The organism is Coleofasciculus sp. (assembly GCF_046539235.1).
In the GTDB taxonomy this organism is placed as follows: Bacteria; Cyanobacteriota; Cyanobacteriia; order Cyanobacteriales; family Coleofasciculaceae; genus Coleofasciculus.
This window is the reverse complement of the sequence record NZ_JBKHHI010000429.1, coordinates 1-5,496: the sequence shown is the minus strand read 5'-3', so window position 1 is coordinate 5,496 and position 5,496 is coordinate 1. Positions and strand designations below refer to the sequence as shown.

Sequence of the window (5,496 nt, the reverse complement as noted above, 5' to 3'; positions counted from 1 at the left end):
AGATGAGTGATGCTAAAAAAAGCTGTTGCATATAGCCGGGTAGGTCAAAAGGGAGTTCGTGTTGCATCGGGTGTTGCAGAGAATCCCTCAGAATTCGTCAGCATACGACGACAAGGTGAAATTACCCCACGCTTGCAGAATTTTGTAGATCGACTAGACGCTCAGGATGATTTTGGTACAGGATTGGCTGAGGTAGGCAAGCGCGAGGTTACAGCAACAGATCTGGCAGCACTTACAGCCTTAACAGGATACGAGTACGCAATTGTTATATTAACAGATAATAGAAGAGTTCTAATTAATATGGGTTCTTACAAAGGAGGAGAGCTACCACCTAACACCAAAATACTACTAATGCACTCACACCCTGATGATCATGGCACTGGAATGGCAAAATTCATCTCTGAGGATGATGTAAACGCTTTAGTGTACTTGAATCAACGTTACAGCTATATGGTCACAGTTGATGGAACAGTCTACCGTTTCACCAGGGATACACCTTCATGTAGTGTAGCAAGAATCGTCAGGGAACTTAGGTACAGTGGATGGGTCGAACCAGAAACTTAATCAAAAATGTCCACAAGGAAAAGAAGCTTGCGCCAAGCATAGCTATGGCGCAGGTACGTCACGAGGATGAAACCATGCCATTTTTTATTCAAAATGTAACAAAATGTGCTATCTGTAATCAGGTAATCGATAATCGTTATGATGCAGCACAACTCCCTTATATTCATCCAAAGGTCTCAAGCTCCCTGGCGCAGTTAGCGAGAAGGTTTGTACATCGGTCATGTTGGCGAAAATGGAAAGAAGCGAACTTATTTTCAACGGCAGCATTTAATCTAGCCAAACAGGTGAATTCTCACGACACCGCCCTCCAAATTGAGTTTGCCAGCGATAAATTAATTGTATTTTGGGTTGCCGCTATGAGTAGCTATCGCTTGCAAGATTTTAAGTTACTTGTGACGATAGATATTCCTGTATCAGAAGCATTCAGAATGGGGAATCATATTGTTTCGGCGTTTTTGGAAAAGGATTTTCCCAGTACGTTTTTAATTGGGGATTATATCTGGAAAGTCAGACGCGATGATTCGGGAAATGTTGAATTCACGATAAAGGAAGGAGGGCAAATTGCCGATAAATTTATCGTTGCCATAGACAGACGTAGTTGCTGGGTAAATGCGATGAAAGAAATCATAGCGCAAGGAACTCAGAAGGTAGGCGAAATTCCGACAGTGAGTACATCGGGTTACTAGGACATCGGTCAAGAAACCGTGTTTCTTTGGGTCAAAGGTTGAGATTGTGTTGTCATCCTCACGAGAAACCCGGTTTCTAGGAATACTTGACCGGGGAAGCGGGGGAAGCTGGGGGAGAAAAAATTTAATTAGAGCTTATCCGAGTAGTATTGAGGGGTACAATATGTCGTGTCCTTCCAGAGGGTGGTTCAAGTGAATCTAGCATGGAATATTGTCGGCTAGACTTGAAAAAGGCTATTATAACGACTTAAAAATAGTCTACGCTGAGGGGTGTAACCCCTTTTTTTATTACTTCGCTCTACCCGGTTTCTACCGATGCAGCGTTTCGTCAGGGCATTGAATATGACTACCACCTTAGCCTATAACTACCAATTTGGCGGATGCCTACCCGCCGATTCCCCCACTTATGTGTGGCGACAGGCAGATGTTGAACTCTACAACGGGTTAAGGGCAGGGGATTTCTGCTATGTCCTCAACTCCCGACAGATGGGGAAATCTAGCTTGCGGGTGCAAACCATGCGCCGCTTACAAGCGGAAGGATTTGCTTGTGCGGCGATTGACCTGACTAAGATTGGTTGCCAAAATCTCACCCCAGAGCAATGGTATGCTGGTTTAGTCCGTCGTTTGGTGATTAGTTTCAATCTGACCCAACAATTTAACTTGCGTCGATGGTGGCGCGATCGCGATTTACTTTCGCCCGTACAACGCTTCAGTGAGTTTATTGAACGTATCCTGCTTCCGGCGATTGGGCAACCGATTGTTATTTTTATTGATGAAATTGATACGGTTCTCAACTTAAACTTTCGCGTCGATGACTTTTTAGCCGTGATTCGCGCCTGTTATGATAGTCGTGCCGATAATCTTGCCTACCAACGCCTCACATTTGCCCTGTTGGGTGTGGCGACTCCCTCGGAGTTAATTCAAGATAAACATAGCACCCCGTTTAACATTGGTCGGGCAATTGAACTGACAGGCTTTCAATTAAATGAATGTTTACCCTTAGCCCAGGGATTAGCCGCCCACGTTAACTATTCTGCCGCCATTATCCAGGAAATATTAACCTGGACAGGGGGTAAACCCTTTCTCACCCAAAAGCTGTGTCAGATTGTCTTGCACCAAGCCGAACTCTGGTTACCCACGAAGATTCCCCAAGATAAATCCCAAATTAGCGTGTGGATTGAACAGTTGGTGCGATCGCACATTATTGACAACTGGGAAGCCAAGGATGAACCCGAACACCTGAAAACCATTCGCGATCGCCTTTGTCGCTGTACTACCCGCGATCGCCTATTACCTAACCGTGCCAGTACCCGTCAACTTTTAACACTCTACCAGCAAATTCTCGATCACGGAGAAATCCCCGCCGATAATAGTCTAGAACAACGAGAATTGCGCCTATCAGGATTAGTAGTGAAACAGCCAATCGGACAGAAGTACGCCCAGCCTGTTTTGAGAGTCTATAACCGCATCTACGCCTCTATCTTTAATCGGGATTGGGTAACCAACGCCCTGAATAATCTGCGCCCGTATCACTCGCCGATGATGGCTTGGTTTGCCAGTGGGTGTCAGGATACGTCTTATTTGTTGAACCGAAACCAATTACAACAAGCCTCAGTTTGGGTAAAAGGGAAACGCTTAAATCAAAAAGACTACCAGTTCCTGAATGCGAGTCGTCAGCAGGTTATCGCTAGTTCTTATCGAGGAAACCGCAATCCCCAGAAACAATTAGATACAACATCGACAAGAAAACCCTCTCCACAACCTACCCCTCCAGACTTCTTACCAACGTCTCAGACTCGTGCTTTAAGTGCCGACGAGCAGATATTATATGATCATTTGCTCTATTGGGTACGACGAGAATCTCCCCAGCAACTCATCGAACGATTTGATCAACTATTTATTACCGCAAAAAACTACGCCGAACCCGATATTATCGCCGCCTTCCACCGAATTATTCTCGCTAATCCCCGCCATCAAGACTTTACCCATATTCTCAATCGGTGCTGCCATATCTTGATTAACCGTTGGCAAATGCAAGGCAACCAAGATCATGCGATCGCGCAATTGGTGGCATTATTTGAAAAACCATTTAAACCGGGGACAATTAAGGCGACGTCGGGACTATCCAAGCGATTGCGACAACTCTGGCAAGTGTTTACTCAAAGTGAAGACTATCAAACCCTAAAACGCTTGGTCAAAGTTGTTGATCACACCGCAGATGTGGATCGCCAAGACTCCAATCCCGCCTTAGGACAATTGATTTGTCGATACCCTTATTTATACACCCACGCCTTACTAAGTTCAGATAGTTCCTACGAACATCAGCAAACCATCCGCCACATTCAAACTCAACGTCAGTGGCAATTAGAAATGAATCTCTCGCAATATGTCACCTATTTAATCCGGCGAGTGCGACTGGCGTCCAGTAAAACCTCCACCGCAGACACCACTCTGGTTCAACCTGTACCCAATCCGACTCTGTTAAGCGATCGCGAACTCTACTTCGCCCTGAAGCAGTTTATGGGTAAAGTTGAAGGATCTTACACTTACCGAGACTTAGCCCAACGTTTTCTCAAGCAAAGTAATCAAACGCGCTCTTATCGTGCTTTTAAAGCTGATTTATATGAATACTTAATAGCAGCAATTGAACCCACCTATGGTAAACATCAATTCAATCAGCGTTTAGCGCAACATCTCAAAAACACCTTGCCAGATAGCGATTCTAAGAAAATAAACGACTTTTTATTGCTGAGAACCTGTAGTCAATTACTGAGTTTCTTAGTCAGCAGTCCTCAGCATCCCAATCACTATGTCTTTATTGATTTAATTTCTAATATGGGATCGATTCGCACAACGGGATTATTGCTGAAAATTATTCTGCTGTGTGGCAAAGTTAAACCAGATTTAGAAAAGCGATTTTCAATTTTGTTCAATCACTACGAATGTCAAACAATTAATAATATTTTTTGGTTGGTTCAATCTCTCGAAAATCTTAATGTTGCCTTTTTTGTCAATTTTGGCAATATGGATCTGTCTCGAATTCAAAAATAATTGTTGATTGTTGATTGTTCATGGTTCATTGTTGATTGTTCATTGGTAATCCTCTCCCCCATCTCTAAGTTGCAAGTCAAACTCATAACGAGTATGATTTATAGGTAAACATATAAGAGCAGAGGTGTTACTTGGCACTATGGTAGAAGTTCGAGAAATTCCGCTACAGCAAATCCGCCGTCCCCTTCCCCGCGAAAACGACGCCGAAAAGGTACTAGAGTTGATGAAATCCATTCAGGAAGAGGGATTAAGAGAACCAATTGATGTACTCGAAGTTGATGGAGAGTATTACGGCTTCTCTGGGTGTCATCGCTTTGAGGCACATCAGCGCCTGGGTAAAGAAACGATTAAATGCCGGGTTCGCCGCGCCCCTCGCGCCGTATTGATGCGACATTTAGCCTGAGAAGCCTCATTTTTGTTAGGCGAAAACAGTTCATACTTTAGGATGATCTGTAAGCGATCGCTTATTATTTAAGATTGACAGTTAGTATGCCAAAAGCCGCCGTAGGGGCTTGGTCACCAAGCCCCTGTTAACGTTATTTTTGGAACAAACTAGGAGACCACTATGCAAACTGCTGATAAATCTGCGCCCGTCAATATTGGTATTTCAGAACAAGACCGCAAAGAGATTGCCGAAGGACTGTCTCGCCTACTAGCAGACACCTATACCCTTTATCTCAAGACACACTACTTCCACTGGAACGTAACCGGACCGATGTTCCACTCGCTGCATAATATGTTTGAGACGGAGTACACTGAATTAGCTGTCGCGGTGGATGATATTGCTGAACGGATTCGCACCATTGGCTATCCAGCGCCTGGTAGTTATAGCGAATTTGCCGAACTCTCTTCGATTCCAGAAACCCGTGGGGTTCCGGAAGCCTCAGAAATGGTACGTTTACTGGTAGAAGCAAATGAAGCCGTGGTGAGAACAGCGCGGGATGCATTTCCGGCGGCTGAACGGGCGAATGATGAGTCTTCCATTGACCTGTTAACCGAACGGATGCGGACTCATGAGAAAACCGCTTGGATGCTGCGGAGTATGCTGAACTAATCGGTCATTCTTAAAGAAGTTGTAGGTTGGGTTCTTGCGACAGGGTAGGCTTAGCCTTCTTGTCGAGTAATATCATGTCCGGTTGAATACCTATAATTACGGTTAGGGTGAGTAGGGGCTTGGTCACCAAGCCCCTACATT

The 5,496-nt window shown here is 44.6% G+C and carries 5 protein-coding genes; all 5 read left to right on the top strand.

The window, feature by feature from the left end:
• The first annotated feature begins 9 nt into the window (after positions 1–9).
• On the top strand, positions 10–564 hold the full coding sequence (locus tag ACLFWI_RS25970) for a hypothetical protein (RefSeq protein ID WP_446415321.1): 555 nt from the start codon (positions 10–12) through the stop codon (positions 562–564).
• Complete coding sequence (locus ACLFWI_RS25965) at positions 543–1,250, top strand: hypothetical protein (RefSeq protein WP_446415320.1); 708 nt, start codon at positions 543–545, stop codon at positions 1,248–1,250. Before ACLFWI_RS25970 ends, ACLFWI_RS25965 begins: the two co-directional genes overlap by 22 nt.
• A gap of 342 nt (positions 1,251–1,592) precedes the next feature.
• On the top strand, positions 1,593–4,301 hold the full coding sequence (locus tag ACLFWI_RS25960) for an AAA-like domain-containing protein (RefSeq protein ID WP_446415319.1): 2,709 nt from the start codon (positions 1,593–1,595) through the stop codon (positions 4,299–4,301).
• A 139-nt stretch (positions 4,302–4,440) separates the two neighbouring features.
• Positions 4,441–4,704, top strand: coding sequence for a ParB N-terminal domain-containing protein (locus tag ACLFWI_RS25955; RefSeq protein WP_446415318.1), 264 nt, complete (start codon positions 4,441–4,443; stop codon positions 4,702–4,704).
• Positions 4,705–4,866: 162 nt separating this feature from the next.
• The gene (locus ACLFWI_RS25950; protein WP_446415317.1) at positions 4,867–5,355 is read left to right on the top strand and encodes a Dps family protein; all 489 of its coding nucleotides are present in this window, start codon (positions 4,867–4,869) and stop codon (positions 5,353–5,355) included.
• The last annotated feature ends 141 nt before the right edge of the window (positions 5,356–5,496 follow it).